At 68.8% G+C, this 16442-nt stretch carries 13 protein-coding genes; 11 read left to right on the top strand and 2 right to left on the bottom strand.

Going from position 1 to position 16442, the window contains the following annotated elements; all coding sequences use genetic code 11:
* Window positions 1-56 precede the first annotated feature (56 nt).
* Window positions 57-1667 (top strand): MFS transporter, encoded by a 1611-nt coding sequence (locus OG936_RS09570; protein WP_406493895.1) that lies wholly within the window; start codon window positions 57-59, stop codon window positions 1665-1667.
* Window positions 1668-1843: 176 nt separating this feature from the next.
* On the top strand, window positions 1844-2233 hold the full coding sequence (locus OG936_RS09565; protein WP_406493894.1) for a peptidase inhibitor family I36 protein: 390 nt from the start codon (window positions 1844-1846) through the stop codon (window positions 2231-2233).
* Window positions 2234-2299: 66 nt separating this feature from the next.
* Here the strand turns inward: OG936_RS09565 and aceE are convergent, their stop codons facing one another.
* Window positions 2300-5041 carry a pyruvate dehydrogenase (acetyl-transferring), homodimeric type gene (gene aceE / locus OG936_RS09560; RefSeq protein ID WP_406493892.1) on the bottom strand — a complete coding sequence of 914 codons (2742 nt, stop codon included), beginning with the start codon at window positions 5039-5041 and terminating at the stop codon, window positions 2300-2302.
* A gap of 467 nt (window positions 5042-5508) precedes the next feature.
* On the opposite strand from aceE, the gene OG936_RS09555 reads away from it, so the two are divergent.
* The 6 genes from OG936_RS09555 to OG936_RS09530 all read left to right on the top strand — a co-directional run bounded on the left by OG936_RS09555 (window position 5509) and on the right by OG936_RS09530 (window position 10291).
* Complete coding sequence (locus OG936_RS09555) at window positions 5509-5946, top strand: DUF3052 domain-containing protein (protein ID WP_093895494.1); 438 nt, start codon at window positions 5509-5511, stop codon at window positions 5944-5946.
* Between the two features lie 213 nt (window positions 5947-6159).
* Window positions 6160-6618 (top strand): peroxiredoxin, encoded by a 459-nt coding sequence (locus OG936_RS09550; protein WP_093895495.1) that lies wholly within the window; start codon window positions 6160-6162, stop codon window positions 6616-6618.
* A gap of 188 nt (window positions 6619-6806) precedes the next feature.
* Window positions 6807-7382, top strand: a complete 576-nt coding sequence (locus OG936_RS09545) for a TerD family protein (protein WP_406500382.1) — start codon at window positions 6807-6809, stop codon at window positions 7380-7382.
* A gap of 203 nt (window positions 7383-7585) precedes the next feature.
* Window positions 7586-8161 (top strand): TerD family protein, encoded by a 576-nt coding sequence (locus OG936_RS09540; RefSeq protein ID WP_383761043.1) that lies wholly within the window; start codon window positions 7586-7588, stop codon window positions 8159-8161.
* Window positions 8162-8232: 71 nt separating this feature from the next.
* A complete protein-coding gene (locus tag OG936_RS09535; RefSeq protein WP_406493889.1) occupies window positions 8233-9378 on the top strand; it encodes a DUF475 domain-containing protein in 1146 nt (381 codons plus the stop codon).
* Between the two features lie 178 nt (window positions 9379-9556).
* A complete protein-coding gene (locus OG936_RS09530) occupies window positions 9557-10291 on the top strand; it encodes a Tellurium resistance (protein ID WP_406493887.1) in 735 nt (244 codons plus the stop codon).
* A gap of 78 nt (window positions 10292-10369) precedes the next feature.
* Here OG936_RS09530 and OG936_RS09525 read toward each other — a convergent pair whose 3' ends face one another.
* A complete protein-coding gene (locus OG936_RS09525) occupies window positions 10370-11275 on the bottom strand; it encodes a TerD family protein (RefSeq protein WP_406493885.1) in 906 nt (301 codons plus the stop codon).
* A 230-nt stretch (window positions 11276-11505) separates the two neighbouring features.
* Between OG936_RS09525 and OG936_RS09520 the strand changes: the two genes are divergently transcribed.
* The 3 genes from OG936_RS09520 (at window position 11506) to OG936_RS09510 (ending at window position 16401) form a co-directional block, all read left to right on the top strand.
* The gene (locus OG936_RS09520; RefSeq protein ID WP_406493883.1) at window positions 11506-12669 is read left to right on the top strand and encodes an HpcH/HpaI aldolase/citrate lyase family protein; all 1164 of its coding nucleotides are present in this window, start codon (window positions 11506-11508) and stop codon (window positions 12667-12669) included.
* Between the two features lie 175 nt (window positions 12670-12844).
* Window positions 12845-15526, top strand: a complete 2682-nt coding sequence (locus tag OG936_RS09515; protein WP_406493881.1) for a phosphoribosyltransferase — start codon at window positions 12845-12847, stop codon at window positions 15524-15526.
* Entirely contained in the window at window positions 15523-16401 is an 879-nt protein-coding gene (locus tag OG936_RS09510; RefSeq protein ID WP_406493880.1) for an HAD family hydrolase, read from the top strand. Before OG936_RS09515 ends, OG936_RS09510 begins: the two co-directional genes overlap by 4 nt.
* Window positions 16402-16442: the final 41 nt, after the last annotated feature.

Here is a 16442-nt window from a genome sequence, read left to right as displayed (position 1 = left end):
TACTGTCTTATGAAATGGTTTGTCAACTGTCAGTGACTGACACTAATCTCCCGGGCATGACTAGTCAGACCACCGTCGAAAAGGCGTCGCGGGAGCCGCAGGACACCGCCGTGCCCGCACCTGCCAAGGGGCTGCGCGGCCACCCCTGGCTGACGCTCTTCTCCGTGGCCATCGGCGTGATGATGGTCGCGCTCGACGGCACGATCGTCGCGATCGCCAACCCCGCCATCCAGCAGGATCTCGGCGCCTCGCTCGCCGACGTCCAGTGGATCACCAACGGCTACATGCTCGCCCTCGCGGTCTCCCTGATCACCGCGGGCAAGCTCGGTGACCGGTTCGGCCACCGCCAGACCTTCCTCATAGGTGTCGTGGGCTTCGCCGCGGCATCGGGGGCCATCGGCCTCTCGCACAGCGTCGCCCTGGTGATCGTGTTCCGGGTGCTCCAGGGCCTCTTCGGCGCCCTGCTGATGCCCGCCGCACTCGGCCTGCTGCGCGCCACCTTCCCGGCCGAGAAGCTGAACATGGCGATCGGTATCTGGGGCATGGTGATCGGCGCCTCGACCGCGGGCGGTCCGATCCTCGGCGGCGTGCTCGTCGAGCACGTCAGCTGGCAGTCCGTCTTCTTCATCAATGTGCCGGTCGGCGTGATCGCGCTCGTGCTGGGCCTGGTGATCCTCAAGGACCACCGCGCCGAGAACGCGCCGCGCTCCTTCGACATCGGCGGCATCGTGCTGCTCTCGCAGGCGATGTTCTGCCTCATCTGGGCGCTCATCAAGGGCGCCGAGTGGGGCTGGGGCGACTACAAGACGCTCGGCTTCCTGGGCGCTGCCGTGGCCCTGTTCGTGGTCTTCGCCTTCTCCCAGAAGAACGTCAGGGAGCCGCTGGTCCCGCTGGCGATGTTCCGGTCCGTGCCGCTGTCCGCGGGCGCGGTCCTGATGGTGCTGATGGCCTTCGCCTTCATGGGCGGGCTGTTCTTCGTCACCTTCTACCTGCAGAACGTGCACGGTCTGAGCCCCGTCGACAGCGGTCTGCGCCTGCTGCCGCTGACCGGCATGATGATCGTCGCCTCGCCGCTCGCGGGCGCCATGATCACGAAGTTCGGCCCGCGGGTTCCGCTGGTCGGCGGCATGGTGTGCACGGCGGTCGCCATGTTCGGCATGTCCCAGCTGGAGATCGGCACCAGCACCCTGACCATGTCGATCTGGTTCGGGCTGCTCGGTCTCGGCCTCGCCCCGGTGATGGTCGGCGCCACCGAGGTCATCGTCGGCAACGCCCCGATGGAACTCTCCGGCGTCGCGGGCGGTCTGCAGCAGGCCGCCATGCAGGTCGGCGGCAGCCTCGGTACGGCGGTACTGGGCGCGATCATGGCCTCCCAGGTTGACTCGAAGCTGGCCGGCAACTGGACGGCCGCGCAGCTTCCGCCCCTCTCGCCGAAGCAGCTGGACGCGGCGTCCTCGGCCGTCGAGGTCGGCGTCCCGCCGGTGGACGCCAACACTCCGCCGGAGATCGCGGCGAAGATCGCGGGCGTCGCCCATGACACGTTCGTGTCGGGCATGAGCACGGCATTCATGGTCGCCGGCATCGTCGCGGTGGTCGCCGCGCTGGTCGCCACGCTCACCAAGCGCGGTGCGAACGCCGAGGCGGGCGCGGGCGCCGGACACATCTGACGGTTCGTCATGACGCTTGCGCGGCGTCAACACAGCGCGTACGACAGCCCCGCCGGACCGTTCCGGCGGGGCTGTCGCCTATCAGGGTGGTGTGGCCCGCGGCCCCTTTCCCGGGGGTTGCTCCGCAGGTCAGGGTGCAGGCAACTGATTTCGCATCACCACGGGGGTTGATTTCCATGCGTACGACCGTCCTTGCCGCCGCCCTGGCCACCACCGCCCTGGCCGCCACCGCGTTGATCCCGCAGGCCGTGGCCGACTCCGCGGTCCGTCCCGGGTCCGTACGGGCCGGGGTCTGCGGAAGCGGCCAGCTCTGCCTCTGGGGGAAGCCGGACTTCACGGGCGCCCGGCAGATCCACGAGCTGGCCACGATCGACATCGAGAGCTGCGTCCCGCTGCCGGCCGGCAGCAAGGTCCAGTCGCTCGCCAACCGCACCGGCCGCCCGGTCACCACGTACCAGTCGGCGGAATGCGCCGAGACCGGCGAATTCGAGACCTATCCGGGTGGCGGCACCTGGGTGCCCCGGTCCCCGTACCAGGTCAGGGCGTTCAAGGTCTGGGAGAACTGACCCGCGGACGCCGAAGGGCGGCGGGACCAGCAGGTCCCGCCGCCCTTCGGCCGTGATACGCCGTTCCTACGCGTCGCCGCCGGCCGCGCCCGGGTGGGCCGCGGTCACGTCCAGCAGCTCGTACCGGTCGATCGCCGACTTCAGCAGCGAACGGTCGACCCGGCCCTGCTTCGCGAGCTCGGTGAGTACCGCGAGGACGATCGACTGCGCGTCGATGTGGAAGAACCGGCGGGCCGCGCCACGGGTGTCGGCGAAGCCGAAGCCGTCCGCGCCCAGCGACTGGTACGCACCGGGCACCCAGCGCGCGATCTGGTCCGGTACGGAACGCATCCAGTCCGAGACCGCCACGAACGGACCCTCGGAGCCGGAGAGCTTCCGCGTGACGTACGGGACGCGCTGCTCCTCCGCCGGGTGCAGCAGGTTGTACCGCTCCACGTCCACGGCCTCGCGACGCAGCTCGTTCCAGGAGGTCGCCGACCAGACGTCCGCCCGGACGTTCCACTCGTCGGCGAGGATCCGCTGCGCCTCGACCGCCCACGGCACCGCCACACCGGACGCCATGATCTGGGCCGGGATCTCGCCCCGTTCGGCGGCCTTGTAGCGGTACACGCCCTTCAGGATGCCCTCGACATCCACGTTCTCCGGCTCGGCCGGGTGCTGGATCGGCTCGTTGTAGACGGTGAGGTAGTAGAAGACGTCCTCGTTCTCGCCGGGGGTCCCGCCGTACATCCGGCGCAGACCGTCCTTGACGATGTGCGCGATCTCATAGCTGAACGCCGGGTCGTACGCGACGCAGCCCGGGTTCGTCGAGGCGAGCAGCTGAGAGTGGCCGTCCGCGTGCTGGAGACCCTCACCGGTCAGGGTCGTACGACCGGCGGTCGCACCCAGTACGAAGCCGCGCGCGAGCTGGTCGGCCATCTGCCAGAACTGGTCGCCGGTGCGCTGGAAACCGAACATCGAGTAGAAGACGTACACCGGGATCAGCGGCTCGCCGTGCGTGGCGTACGCCGAACCGGCGGCGATCAGCGACGCCGTGCAGCCGGCCTCGGAGATGCCGTCGTGCAGCATCTGACCGGTCGGCGACTCCTTGTACGCGAGCAGCAGATCCCGGTCCACCGCCTCGTACTGCTGACCCAGCGGGTTGTAGATCTTCGCGCTCGGGAAGAACGCGTCCATGCCGAAGGTGCGGTACTCGTCGGGCGCGATCAGCACGAAGCGCTTGCCGATCTCCTTGTCCCGCATGAGTTCCTTCAGGATGCGGACGAACGCCATGGTCGTGGCGATCGACTGCTGACCCGTGCCCTTCTTCGCGATCGCGTACGTCTTGTCCTCGGGGAGGACCAGCGGCTTCGCGCGCACCACACGGGTCGGGACATAACCGCCCAGACCCTTGCGGCGGTCGTGCATGTACTGGATCTCTTCGGAATCGCGGCCCGGGTGGTAGTAGGGCGGGTAGCCCTCGTCCAGCTGCTTGTCCGTGATTGGGATGTGGAGCCGGTCGCGGAACCGCTTGAGGTCCTCGACGGTGAGCTTCTTCATCTGGTGGGTCGCGTTGCGGCCCTCGAAGTTCGGCCCCAGGGTCCAGCCCTTGACCGTCTGCGCCAGGATCACCGTCGGCTGACCCTTGTGGGCCTTGGCCGCCGCGTAGGCCGCGTAGACCTTCCGGTGGTCGTGACCGCCACGGCCCAGGTGCAGGATCTGGTCGTCGGTCATGTCCTTGACCATGTCGCGCAGCCGCGGGTCGTCCCCGAAGAAGTGCTCACGGATGTACGCGCCCGACTCGGTGGCATACGTCTGGAACTGGCCGTCCGGCGTGGTGTTCAGCTTGTTGACCAGGATGCCCGTGCGGTCCTGCGCGAGCAGCGGGTCCCAGGAGCGGTCCCAGACCAGCTTGATGACGTTCCATCCGGCGCCGCGGAACTGCGACTCCAGCTCCTGGATGATCTTGCCGTTGCCGCGGACCGGGCCGTCGAGGCGCTGCAGGTTGCAGTTGACCACGAAGGTCAGGTTGTCCAGGCCCTCGCGCGCGGCGATGGAGAGCTGACCGAGCGACTCGGGCTCGTCCATCTCGCCGTCGCCCAGGTACGCCCACACATGTGACCGGGAGGTGTCGGCGATGCCGCGCGCCTCCATGTAGCGGTTCATCCGGGCCTGGTAGATCGCGCCGAGCGGGCCGAGGCCCATCGAGACGGTTGGGAACTCCCAGAAGTCCGGCATCAGCCGCGGGTGCGGGTAGCTGGACAGGCCGTTCGGCGCCTTCGACTTCTCCTGGCGGAAGGCGTCGAGCTGCGCCTCGCTCAGCCGGTCGAGCAGGAAGGCGCGGGCGTAGATACCCGGGGACGCGTGTCCCTGGAAGAAGATCTGGTCGCCGCCCAGGCCGTCGTCCTTGCCCCGGAAGAAGTGGTTGAAGCCCACGTCGTACAGCGAGGCCGAGGAGGCGAAGGTGGCGATGTGGCCGCCGACCCCGATGCCGGGGCGCTGGGCGCGCGACACCATCACGGCCGCGTTCCAGCGGGTCGCGTTGAGGACCTTGCGCTCGATCTCCTCGTCGCCGGGGAAGAACGGCTCGTCCTTCGTGGCGATCGTGTTCACGTAGTCCGTACTGCGCATCTCCGGCACGGCGACGCGCTTCTCGCGCGCACGCTCGATGAGCCGGAGCATCAGGTAACGGGCCCGCTCACGACCTCGCTCGTCGACGGCTGCGTCGAGCGAGTCGAGCCATTCCTGGGTCTCTTCGGGATCGAAGTCCGGGACCTGGCTCGGCAGGCCGCCAATGATGATCGGGTTGCGATCGGATCCGGAAGCCACGCTGTTCCTTCGCTGTTCGGTGCTGCTCTACGGGGCCTGGTCCGGGAGAACATGCCCCCGGGATGTATGCATGTACGCCATCACCATCGTGTACCGCGGGGGCGTAAACGTCACCTCTACCGATTGGTAACCGCCGTGTTGTGGGACATCACGTCCGCGACGCGGGGATGTGCTGGCCCAAACCGCAACCTTACGCCCAACCCGTCCAAGTGTTCCCAAAGGATGTTCGACTCCGAATGGTGGACCGAAACGGCATAAGCTGTGGAAGGACGTAAAGGGTGTGGAGGGTGGCGTCGGCCCCGGTAGGGGCTGCCGACCGTGCGGCGACGTGGCAGGGAACGTCCCCGTTTAGGCGGTCTCGCAGGCTGGGTACTTGCGCGATCCGCCGCTCCCGTGTGGACTACGGCCAACGCCCCGCGCACGCGCGTGGCTGAAGCATTTTCCGAAACATGATCAGGAGGCAACCCGTGAGCGCGACCGCGGACCACGCGGAGGAGCGGACCAACCCGGCAGCACGCCTGGGGTTCGAGCCCGGACAGGTGGTCCAGGAGATCGGCTACGACGACGACGTCGAGCAGGAGCTCCGTGAGGGCATTGAGGCCACAATCGGCCAGGATCTCGTCGATGAGGACTACGACGACGTCGCAGACGTCGTCCTGCTGTGGTTCCGCGACGAGGACGGCGACCTTACGGACGCGCTGGTGGATGCCATTGGTCTGATCGAGGACGGCGGCGCGGTCTGGCTGATGACGCCGAAGACCGGCCGTGACGGATACGTCGAACCGAGCGACATCAACGAGGCTGCACAGACCGCCGGTCTCTCCCAGACCAAGAGCATCAATGCGGGCAAGGACTGGACGGGCAGCCGTCTGGTCACACCGAAGGCGGCCAAAGCCAAGCGCTGAACCGCGTTCGCCGCGCACTCGCCCCGAAGACCCCCGACGGCATGGACCGCCGGGGGTCTTCCTTCTCGGCCGCCGGGCTTCTCGACCGCCGGGTGGCCCCGCGTGGGCGTCGCAGGGCCGCTACGGGCGCTGCACGGCCTGCTGCGGGCTCTGCGTAGGGTGGGAACCACCCGGACAGCCCAGCCCGGTGAACGTAGCGAAGGGACGCGTTTCATGGCGATCGAGGTCGGCACCCAGGCCCCGGATTTCGAGCTGAAGGACAACCACGGCCGGACCGTGAAGCTCTCCGACTTCCGCGGCGAGAAGAACGTCGTGCTGCTGTTCTACCCGTTCGCCTTCACCGGCGTGTGCACGGGTGAGCTCTGCGCGCTCCGTGACGAGCTGCCGAAGTTCGAGAACGACGACACGCAGCTGCTGGCCGTCTCCAACGACTCCATCCACACCCTGCGCGTCTTCGCCGAGCAGGAAGGCCTGGAGTACCCGCTGGTGTCGGACTTCTGGCCGCACGGCGAGACCTCGCGGGCCTACGGCGTGTTCGACGAGGAGAAGGGCTGTGCGGTGCGCGGCACCTTCATCATCGACAAGGAGGGCGTGGTGCGCTGGACCGTCGTCAACGGTCTGCCCGACGCGCGCGACCTCAACGACTACATCAAGGCGCTCGACACGCTCTGATCCGGGACCGTCGGTCCGGGACCGTCGGTTCGTGGCCTTCGCCCCGGGCCGGTGGATCTGCGGGCGACCCGGCCAAAAGCCTGCTTTGGCCGGGAACCGGTTACTAGGATCCATTCGTTGATCGGATGCCAACGCAACGTGGAGGCGCCGGCGCCTGCCGGCCCCCAAGGAAACCAATGGGAGGACTCGTGGGAGTCAGCCTCAGCAAGGGCGGCAACGTCTCGCTGACCAAGGCCGCGCCCAACCTGACGGCGGTCACCGTCGGTCTGGGCTGGGACGCTCGTACCACCACCGGTGGTGACTTCGACCTCGACGCCAGCGCCCTGCTGACGAACGTCGAGGGCAAGGTCGGCAGCGACGGCAACTTCGTCTTCTTCAACAACCTCAAGAGCCCCGACGGCTCCGTGGAGCACACGGGTGACAACCTCACCGGTGAGGGCGAGGGCGACGACGAGGTCATCAAGGTGAACCTGGCCGGCGTTCCGGCCGATGTCGACAAGATCGTCTTCCCGGTCTCGATCTACGAGGCCGAGACCCGGCAGCAGAGCTTCGGCCAGGTGCGCAACGCGTACATCCGCGTGGTCAACCAGGCGGACAACAGCGAGCTGGCGCGCTACGACCTGAGCGAGGACGCCTCGACGGAGACCGCCATGGTCTTCGGCGAGCTGTACCGCAACGGGGCGGAGTGGAAGTTCCGTGCCATCGGTCAGGGTTACGCCTCGGGGCTGCGCGGCATCGCGCAGGACTTCGGCGTCAACGTCTGAGAAGGCGGGACCGGTCGGAGCCGCCACGGCTCCGCCCGGCCGACGTCAGCATGTATTTCCGTCCGGCGCCGCACGATGTGCGGCGCCGGACGCGCTGGACGGGTCAACGGCGCGAAGTCTTAGTAGCGCGAAGACTCAACGCTCGACAGCTCAATGGCTCGACGGCTCAATAAATCGGTTCATCGACTCGGGGAGGACATACCATGGGCGTCACACTCGCCAAGGGAGGCAACGTCTCCCTCTCCAAGGCCGCACCCAACCTCACCCAGGTGCTGGTCGGGCTCGGCTGGGACGCACGATCCACCACGGGCGCCGACTTCGACCTCGACGCCAGCGCGCTGCTCTGCCAGTCGGGCCGGGTGCTCGGCGACGAATGGTTCGTGTTCTACAACAACCTCAAGAGCCCCGACGGCTCCGTGGAGCACACCGGCGACAACCTCACGGGTGAGGGCGAGGGCGACGACGAGTCGGTCATCGTGAATCTCACTCAGGTACCCGCGCACTGCGACAAGATCATTTTTCCGGTCTCGATCCATGACGCGGACAATCGAGGACAGGCCTTCGGCCAGGTCAGCAACGCGTACATCCGCGTGGTGAACCAGGCGGACGGCCAGGAACTCGCGCGCTACGACCTCACCGAGGACGCCTCGACGGAAACGGCGATGATCTTCGGCGAGCTGTACCGGTACAACGGTGAGTGGAAGTTCCGTGCAGTGGGACAGGGGTACGCGTCCGGACTGCGCGGGATCGCTCTAGACTTCGGGGTCAACGTTTCGTAAAGCCGCGCACGGCGCGGGGGAGCCCCGTACACACCCGGGGGAGACCTTTTACACACACGATGGGGTAGCCAGTGCTTCTGAAAACCTTCGGCTGGTCGTTCGCGGTTACCGCGCTCGGCCTGGTCGCAGCGATGATCTACGGGGGGTGGGAAGCCTTCGGCGTGGTCGCGATTCTTTCCGTCCTCGAGATCTCGCTGTCCTTCGACAACGCGGTGGTCAACGCCGGAATCCTGAAGAAGATGAATGCCTTCTGGCAGAAGATCTTCCTCACGATCGGTGTGCTCATCGCGGTCTTCGGCATGCGGCTGGTGTTCCCCGTCGTGATCGTGGCCATCACCGCCAAGCTGGACCCGATCAAAGCGATCGATCTCTCGTTCAGCCAGCCCGAGCGCTATCAGGAACTGGTCACGGACGCCCACCCGGCTATTGCCGCGTTCGGTGGCATGTTCCTGCTGATGATCTTCCTCGACTTCATTTTCGAGGACCGTGACATCAAGTGGCTGCACTGGATCGAGCGCCCGCTCGCCAAGCTCGGCAAGGTCGACATGCTGTCGGTCTGCATCGCGCTGATCGTGCTGCTGATAGCTTCCATGACCTTCGCGACGAGCGCGCACCAGCACGGCGGCGGCCACGCCGACAAGGCGGAGACCGTCCTGCTCGCCGGAATCGCCGGCCTGATCACCTACCTCATCGTCGGCGGACTCTCCAGCTTCTTCGAGAACAAGCTGGAGGAAGAGGAGGAGCGGGAGCACGAGGCGGAGGACGAGGCCAGGAAGTCCGGCAAGAAGATCTCCGCGATCGCACTCTCCGGCAAGGCCGCGTTCTTCATGTTCCTCTACCTGGAAGTGCTCGACGCGTCCTTCTCGTTCGACGGCGTCATCGGTGCCTTCGCCATCACCAACAACATTGTGCTGATGGCCCTCGGCCTCGGTATCGGCGCCATGTACGTCCGTTCGCTCACGGTCTACCTGGTCCGCCAGGGCACCCTCGACGACTACGTCTACCTGGAGCACGGCGCCCACTACGCCATCGGCGCGCTGGCCGTCATCCTCCTCATCACCATCCAGTACCAGATCAACGAGATCATCACCGGTCTTGTCGGTGTCGTGCTGATCGCCTGGTCCTTCTGGTCCTCGGTGCGGCGCAACAAGGCGCTGGAGGCCGCGGGCGGGGGCGACGACGCGGGTTCCAAGGCAGAAGTCCCGTCCGGGGTGTGACCCGGTAGGGATTGAGGAACGCTCTCAGCGGGGCGGTCCGTACGGCGACGGTTCTCCGGGGAACACCCGGGCCCGGCCCGGCGGCCGCCCCGCAGTGATGTGGGCGCCCGGTGCGACGCACGGGGCGGCCGCAGGGCCGGGGCACCTGTGTTTCTACCGATACGTGTGGGGGTTGGGGATGGCGTTCTGGGACAGCCTGTGGCCACGGAGAGAGGCGCAGTTCGAGTCGGGCAACGCGTCGACCAACTCCATCGTGCTCTCCAAGCGGCATGCCACGGTCTCACTGACCAAACAGGGTGCGCTGACCGGCAATCTGCGGGTCAACCTCTCCTGGCGGATGCGTACGTCCGACATCGAGGGCAGGTCGCGGCAGAGCGGCCGGCTGCTGCGGCCGATGACGCTCTTCAAGCCCGATGTGGTCCAGGCGCACACCCAGGGCATGGTCAACGTCGACCTGGACCTGGGCTGCATGTACGAGCTGAAGGACGGCACCAAGGGAGTGGTCCAGCCGCTGGGCAACCTCATGGGCGACCTGAACGCACCGCCGTACATCCGGCTCAGCGGGGACGACCGTTTCGGGGCACCGTCGGGCGAGACCGTCTACGTCAATCTCGACCAGCGCGACCAGATCAAGCGGCTGCTGTTCTTCGTCTACATCTACGACCAGACGCCGGCCTTCGACCGTACGCACGCCAAGGTGACGCTCTATCCGGGCAACGGCCCGCGGATCGAGATCGATCTCGACGAGCACGCCCCGGAGGCCCGCTCCTGCGCCGTGTTCACGGTGGAGAACGCCAAGGACGAGCTGATCGTGCGGCGCGAGGTGAAGTTCGTGTACGGGTTCCAGTCGGAGCTGGACCGGCTGTACGGCTGGGGCATGCAGTGGGGACGCGGCTACAAGTCCCGCACCTGAGAGGTCCCAAGGGGCGCGGGACGTCTCAGGACACCGTACGAGTCTCCGGACGGTACGGGCATCAGACCCGTACGAGTCTCAGGCCCGTACGAACTGCGGCCCCTGCGGCGGCAGGACGAAGTTCGGGTCGGGGGCGGGCGCAGCCGCCGCGGGCTGCGGATAGCCGTAGGCGGGCTGGGCGGTGGCGGGCTGCGGATAGCCGTACGAGGGCTGGGGCACGGGCGGGGGGGCCGGCTGGGCCACTGCGGGCTGCGGGTAGCCGTACGCGGGCTGCTGGTGCTGGACCGTGATCTGCGCGTCCGGACCGGGCGTCGGCGCGGGCGGGAACGTGGGCGAGGGCGGCGGGAAGCCGGGCGCCGTCACGGGGGCGGGCGAGGGGGTCACGGCAGGCGAAGAAGCGCCTGCGGGTGAGGGCGCCGGATCGGGCTCCGCCGCGGCCTCCGCCTCGTCCACCGAAATACCGAAGGCGGTCGCCAGCCCCACCAGACCGGTCGGATAGCCCTGTCCCACGGCCCGGAATTTCCAGCCATCGCCGCGCCGGTAGAGCTCGCCGCAGATGATTGCCGTCTCCTCGCCGGTCTCCGGCCGCACGTCGAAGACGGCGAGCGGGTCCCCGCCCGCCGACGCCGCGTCGTACAGCAGGATGCGCAGATCCGGCACCTGGGCGAAGGCGGCTCCGTCGGACGACGCGGCGACGACCACCTGGTCGACCGAGGGGTCGAGTGCGCCGAGGTCGGCCTCGATGCTGTCCGTGAGCCCTTCGGGGGCACTGCGCTTCGGCAGCCGTCGTACCAGGCCGGAGGGGTGGCGGGGCTGGTTGTAGAAGACGAAGTCCTCGTCCGAGCGCACGCGGCCACCGGCTCCGAGGAGCAGGGCCGAGGCGTCCACATCCGGAACCCCGGTGCCCGGGGTCCAGTGCAGCACGGCCCGTACGGCCAAGGCGTCCAGAGGGACGTTCGAGCCCTTCACCATCGCGTGCGTCATGCCCGTCATCCTGCCTGCTGGCTGCCTGCGCGGACAACGCGGGGGCGCACCGGATATCTCGGCAGTGCGGCGGAACCACGTCGGAACCACGTCGTCCGCAGGGCGCCGACCCGTCGGGAAATGGACGAGTTACCCGGAATTCATGCACGTGGGGAACTGTCGACACCCGCCCGTACGTACTATTACCGGCCATACGTTTTCCGGTCGATCAGACAGTTCGGGGGAATCACATGCGTCATTTCGGGCATATTGCGCCCGCTGTGCGAGAGGGTCTGTTCTTCCAGGAGCCGTGCGAGTTCGGCGCGGGCTCGTCGGCCCGCACGCTTTCGGCCGCCCTGGGAGCGACCCTGTACAGCCCTGCCACCAGGCCGAGACTTGCTGACGACGTCATCAAGCAGGCCGGACGCGGGGTCGTCTCGATGGTGCTGTGCCTGGAGGATTCGATCGACGACTCCGAGGTCGTCGACGCCGAGGAGAACCTGGTCAGGCAGTTCGCCGACCTCGCCGCGCGGGGCGCGGAGGCGCCCCTGCTCTTTATCCGGGTCCGGGAACCGGACCAGATCACGGATCTGGTGCAGCGGCTCGGCTCCACGGTCCGTTTGTTGTCTGGTTTTGTACTTCCCAAGTTCACAGAAGAGCGTGGCGTGCCCTTCATGGAAGCGCTCGTCAAAGCCGAAAAGGCGTGTGGGCAGAGGCTGTTCGGGATGCCGGTTCTCGAATCACCCGAGCTGCTGCATCTGGAGACCCGCGCGGAAACACTCCAGGGAATAGCCCGCACCGTCGACAAGTACCGCGAGCGGGTGCTCGCACTGCGGCTCGGCGTCACCGACTTCTGCTCGGCGTACGGGCTCCGCAGGGCGCCCGACATGACGGCGTACGACGTGCAGATCGTCGGCGCCGTCATCGCCGACGTGGTCAATGTGCTGGGCCGCGCGGACGGCACGGGCTTCACGATCACCGGTCCGGTGTGGGAGTACTTCCGGCTCCAGGAGCGCATGTTCAAACCCCAGCTGCGCCGCAGCCCTTTCCTGGAGGGCCGGGCCGAGGAACTGCGCACGGCACTGATCGAGCACGACCTGGACGGGCTGCTGCGCGAGATCGAGCTCGACCGGGCCAACGGCCTGCTGGGCAAGACCTGCATCCACCCGTCGCACGTCGCGCCCGTGCACGCGCTGTCCGTGGTCAGCCACGAGGAATTCAGCGACGCCCAGGACATCCTGCGGCCGGAACGCGGCGGCGGCGGCGTCCTGCGCTCCGTGTACACGAACAAGATGAACGAAGTGAAGCCGCACCGCGCCTGGGCCGAGCGGACCCTGCAACGGGCCGAGGTCTTCGGCGTGGCGAGGGAAGATGTCGGCTTCGTGGATCTGCTGGCCGCGGGCGTCGCCGAATGAGCGGGCGTTTCGGCGCGGGCGGGTATTTCGAGGCGGGCGGGGCCTGTGGGGCCTGTGGGGGCAGCGCGGTTCGTGGATCGCGAGTGAGAGCGCGAGCGCGCGTGCTTGTGCGATCACGAGTGCGCGTGCAAGCGCGTGGGTACGGGCGTGGGCCTCGTGGAACGAGCGTGTCTCGATGAGCGAGCGCGCGGCAAGGAAAGAGACGGCGAACGTGGTGTGGTCGGGCAGCTGGGTGGCGGAGCGACTGGGTGTCGACCTCGTCGGCGACGGAAAGCCCGACGGTGACGGGGAGCTGAGAGAGCTGCTGGGCCTCGCCCTGCGCCGCAACCCCAAGCGGGCCCACCTGCTCGTGTCCAACGTGCTCGGCAAGCACGTGCCGCAGAAGCCTTCCGTGGTGTACGGCGCCGGCTTCGAGCTCGGCCGGCGGGTGCACGCACTCCTCGGTGACGCCGAGGCCCGCCGGGCGGTCGTGCTCGGTTACGCGGAGACGGCCACCGGTCTCGGCCACGCGGTCGCCGACGGGCTCGGCGTGGCACCGTACCTGCACTCGACGCGCCGCCCCGTCGACGGCGTGGCGCGAGCGGGCGGCTTCGAGGAATCGCACTCGCACGCCACGTCGCACCTGCTGCTCCCCGAGGACCCGAACCTGCTGGCGGGCGAGCGTGACCCGGCAGGCCCGGGCGCGCCCGTGGCGGACGCGCCCCTGGTGCTGGTGGACGACGAGTTCTCCACCGGCAACACCGTGCTCAACACCGTCCGGGCGCTGCACGAGCGGTACCCGCGGAGCCGGTACGTCATCGTCGCCCTGGTGGACATGCGGTCCGCGGCCGACCGGGGACGGCTGACCGAGTTCGCCGCGGAGATCGGCGCGCGCGTCGACCTGGTGGCGAGGAGCTCGGGCACGGTCGCCCTCCCCGAGGGCGTCCTGGAGAAGGGCCGGGCGCTGGTTGCCGCACAGGAGAGCGCTGCCGCCGCGAGCCCGGAAGCGGCCGGTTCCGGGGCCCCGGAAGTGGTCGCCCGGACTGTTCGCCGGCCGTGCACCCGGGTGGATCTCCAGTGGCCCGCCGACGTGCCCGACGGCGGACGGCACGGCTTCACCCCCGCCCACCGGGCCGCCCTGGAGCCGGCGCTCCCGGCCATGGCCGCCCGCGTCGCCGCGGCACTGGGCGACGCCCGCCGCGTACTGCTCCTCGGTTTCGAGGAGCTCATGTACGCGCCCCTCCGCCTGGGCACGGCTCTGGAGGACCACATCGACGCGGAGGTGCGCTACTCCACCACCACGCGTTCCCCCGTCCTCGCCGTGGACGACCCCGGCTACGCGATACGCAGCCGGCTGGTCTTCCCGGCCCACGACAACCCGGCCGACGGGCCCGGCGACCGGTACGCGTACAACGTCGCGGGCGCCGGTTTCGATGCCGTGGTCGTGGCCGTCGACTCCACCGCCGACACCCCCGAACTCCACGCCACCGACGGCCTGTTGGCGCAACTCGCCGCGCACACCGACCACGTCCTGCTCGCGGTCGTTCCGTCGTACGTCCCGTCGGAGGCCCGGCCGCACCTCTCCGCGCACGCGGCGTCGGACCTCTCCGCGCACGCGGCGTCGGACCTCTCCGCGCACGCGGCGTCGGACCTTCCTGTACACGTCGCGTCAAGCCTTCCCGTACACGTCGTGTCGGACCTCCCCTCGTACGTCTCCGAACGGCAGGAACCCCCCATGCTGCCCGAGCCCCTCCGTGGCCCCGCCTTCTCCTCCTACGCACCGGACGATGTCGGCTGGCTGCTCCAGGACCTCTCGGACACGGAGCTGGAGGCGCCCACCGAGGAGCGCGAGGAGGCGATACAGAGCGGTGGCGCGCACTACGCCGAGTCGCTGCCCGTCGAATACCAGCCGTCCGCCCAGTACCAGGGCCTCTTCAAGGCCGCGCTGGAGCTGTCGGCCGCCCGCGTCGCCCGTGCCGTGGGAACCGTCACCGAGACGGTTCTCGCCGAGCGGACACCGCGCCCCGTCCTGGTCTCGCTCGCCAGAGCCGGCACCCCCGTCGGCGTACTCATGCGCCACTGGGCCCGGCACCGGCACGGGCTCGACCTGCCGCACTACGCCATCTCCATCGTCCGCGGGCGCGGCATCGACGCCACCGCGCTGCGCTGGCTGGCCGCCCACCACAATCCGGCGGATGTCGTCTTCGTCGACGGCTGGACCGGCAAGGGGGCGATCACCCGCGAACTTGCCGTGGCGCTCGCCGAGTTCGACGGCTTCAACCCCGAGATCGCGGTCCTGGCCGACCCGGGTGGATGCGTCCGCACCTACGGCACCCGTGAGGACTTCCTCATTCCGTCCGCCTGTCTCAACTCAACCGTTTCCGGGCTGATTTCGCGGACCGTCCTGCGCTCCGACCTGGTCGGCCCGGACGACTTCCACGGTGCGAAGTTCTACCGGGAGCTTTCGGACGCCGATGTGTCCGGCCACTTCCTCGACACCGTCGCCGCCCACTTCGACGAGGTCGCCGACGCGGTGGACGCCGAGGTCAAGGAGCTGCTCGCGGCCGACCGCGCGCCCACCTGGGAAGGCTGGGCCGCGGTGGAACGCATCAGCGAGGAGCACGGCATCCACGACGTGAACCTCGTCAAGCCGGGCGTCGGCGAGACGACCCGCGTACTGCTGCGCCGCGTCCCGTGGAAGATCCTCGCCAAGCGCGGCGCGGGCGCGGACCTGGACCACATCCGTCTGCTGGCCGAGCAGCGGGGCGTACCGATCGAGGAGGTCGGCGAACTCCCGTACACCTGCGTCGGGCTGATCCACCCGAAGTACACCAGGGGCGCGACGGGCGCGGACGGCAAGGCGGTGGAGTCGAAGTGACCACCCCGGCCGCCTCCACTGCTCCCCCCACCTCTTCCGCCCCCGTGACGCTGGTCGCCAGCGACCTCGACCGCACCCTGATCTACTCGGCTGCGGCGCTCCAGCTCCCCATGCCGGACGCCGAGGCCCCCCGGCTGCTCTGCGTAGAGGTGTACGAACACAAGCCGCTCTCCTACCTGACCGAGACGGCCGCGACGCTGCTCGACGAGCTCGCCCGCTCCACGGTCTTCGTCCCCACGACCACCCGCACCCGCGAGCAGTACGGACGCATCCATCTCCCCGGCCCCGCACCGCGGTTCGCGATCTGCGCCAACGGGGGACACCTCCTGGTCGACGGGGTGTCCGACCCCGACTGGCAGACACGGGTGGCCCGCCGGCTCGCCGACGAATGCGCGTCGCTCGCCGAGGTCCGCGCCCATCTCCTGGCCGCGGCCGACCCCGCGTGGCTGCTCAAGGAACGGGTCGCCGAGGACCTCTTCGCCTACCTTGTCGTGGAACGCTCACTGCTGCCGGAGGGCTGGGTCAAGGAGCTGGGACAGTGGGCGGAGACCCGCGGCTGGACGGTCTCCCTCCAAGGCCGCAAGATCTACGCCGTGCCGGGCCCGCTCACCAAGAGCGCCGCGATGGACGAGGTCGCCCGACGCACCGGTGCCACGCTCACTCTCGCCGCCGGTGACAGCCTCCTCGACGCCGACCTGCTCCTCGCCGCCGACCACGCCTGGCGCCCGGCCCACGGCGAACTCGCCGACACCGGCTGGAGCGCCCCGCACGTCGACGTCACGGCCGAGCGCGGCGTGGCTGCGGGCGAGGAGATCCTGCGGCACTTCCTGCGGGCCTCGGGCCCGTCGCGGACGCCCTCGTCCGGCAGGCGGTAGCAGTATGTGAGGACAGGGGCCGGGACGGGAACGGAGAAGAG

Source organism: Streptomyces sp. NBC_00846, from assembly GCF_045207325.1.
GTDB lineage: Bacteria > Actinomycetota > Actinomycetes > Streptomycetales > Streptomycetaceae > Streptomyces.
Note: the sequence above shows the minus strand (reverse complement) of the source record. Positions and strands in the feature narration are given on the sequence as shown.

Coding starts and splice junctions, on each gene's coding strand:
- OG936_RS09530 (WP_406493887.1), top strand. CDS start 9,557: ATGGCGTTCTGGGACAGCCTGTGGCCACGGAGAGAGGCGCAGTTCGAG.
- OG936_RS09570 (WP_406493895.1), top strand. CDS start 57: ATGACTAGTCAGACCACCGTCGAAAAGGCGTCGCGGGAGCCGCAGGAC.
- OG936_RS09525 (WP_406493885.1), bottom strand. CDS start 11,275: ATGACGCACGCGATGGTGAAGGGCTCGAACGTCCCTCTGGACGCCTTG.
- OG936_RS09550 (WP_093895495.1), top strand. CDS start 6,160: ATGGCGATCGAGGTCGGCACCCAGGCCCCGGATTTCGAGCTGAAGGAC.
- OG936_RS09520 (WP_406493883.1), top strand. CDS start 11,506: ATGCGTCATTTCGGGCATATTGCGCCCGCTGTGCGAGAGGGTCTGTTC.
- OG936_RS09540 (WP_383761043.1), top strand. CDS start 7,586: ATGGGCGTCACACTCGCCAAGGGAGGCAACGTCTCCCTCTCCAAGGCC.
- OG936_RS09565 (WP_406493894.1), top strand. CDS start 1,844: ATGCGTACGACCGTCCTTGCCGCCGCCCTGGCCACCACCGCCCTGGCC.
- OG936_RS09515 (WP_406493881.1), top strand. CDS start 12,845: ATGAGCGAGCGCGCGGCAAGGAAAGAGACGGCGAACGTGGTGTGGTCG.